1 protein-coding gene is annotated in these 1375 nt (G+C 69.4%); it reads right to left on the bottom strand.

The window, feature by feature from the left end; genetic code table 11:
- Positions 1-7 precede the first annotated feature (7 nt).
- Complete coding sequence (locus ABT297_RS43035; protein ID WP_350560000.1) at positions 8-1123, bottom strand: ISAs1 family transposase; 1116 nt, start codon at positions 1121-1123, stop codon at positions 8-10.
- Positions 1124-1375 lie beyond the last annotated feature (252 nt).

Below are 1375 nucleotides of genomic sequence, written 5' to 3' on the forward strand. Positions count from 1 at the left end.
CCCAGGGTCATTGCGTTGTCGGGTTGCCGCTGATCACGGCGGTGATGAGGTCGTGGGGACGGCGGTCGGCGCGTCGGGTGGCGCGGGCGATGTTGGCTTCGCCGCTGGTCCGGTGGAAACCGATCGCGGTGTTGCGCAGGGTGGCCATGACGGCGGGTCCGTTGCCGGTTCGGGCTTGGTGTGCGTCTTCACGGAACGTTACGTCCCGGACGTGGTGCACGAGGTTTTCGATCGGCCACTCGGAGCGGGCCCATTCCTGCAGGTCGGCGGGGTGGGCGTCGGTGGCGGGCAGGGAGATGGTCAGGTAGGCGGTTTCGCGGCTGGTCTTGCCGGTGGTGGTGATGGTGCGGGTGCGGGTGATCCGGACGGCCTGTTCGGCGTGGGGGAACCCGATGCCGCCGGGAGTGTGCAGGGTGACGGCTTTGACGGTGCGGGTCTCGCGGCGGCCGTGACCGCGGTCGCGGGTCTGGTGCCCGATCGGGACCTGTGCCCACGGCAGTGTCTTGAGCTGTGTGAACAAGGTCGGACGGTTGCCTTTGACCGGGATCAGCAGGTGAGCGCCGCGTGCGGCGATCTCGTTCGCGTGGCTGGTTTGGGTGTGCAGCGCGTCGGCGACGAAGATCGAGTCTTGCAGGCTGCCCAGCACCTGTTCGACGGCGTTGAGCAGCGGGGCGAAGGCGGGGATTTCGTTGGACTTCGCGCTGACGGCGACCTGTGCGAGGACGATGCCGGTGCTGGTGTCCAGCGCGGACAGCAGGTGCACCTGGCTGCCGTCGGCGCGGCGGGCACCCCGCAGGGTCTTGCCATCGATCGCGATGACCTGCCGGTACCGCGGCCGCCGGGGTGGCGCCGGCCGGGTGCGGGTACGGAGCCAGCCCGCGAGGACCATCGCGAGCAGGTCGGCGTCCAGGCGGATCAGCAGCCGCCACATCGTGCTGGTGGCCGGGACCCTGCGCAGGAAGCCGAGCCGGGCCCGGGCGATGTCGTCGAGGTCGTGCAGCCAGTCCGCGATGGCGGTGACCGAAGACGCGCCGGCCATGACCGCGCACACCGCGACCGCGAGCAGCCCGGTAAGCGGATAGCGCAGCCCGTGCGGGCTGCGGGGGTCCGGCACCGCCGTCAACGCGTGCAGCAAACCCGCTTGTTCACTCTCGGTCACTGGGCGGGGTGGCGTGTCGGTGGGGGTGGTAACTGCGGACAGTACCTGGATCGGGCATGCTGACATCGCGGGTGAGGTCCTCGAAGGTGGCTGGGAGCGTAGAGAACTCCATGATCACCTAGGCGATCTCACCCGCCCTGACCGCCTCCACAAAGGCCAGTCACCCCGTATAACCCCAGCTCAATCCGCCATCTGCCGAACACGCAATGGCCCTGG

Origin of the sequence: Dactylosporangium sp. NPDC000555, from assembly GCF_040300025.1 — a bacterium.
Taxonomy (GTDB): Bacteria; Actinomycetota; Actinomycetes; order Mycobacteriales; family Micromonosporaceae; genus Dactylosporangium.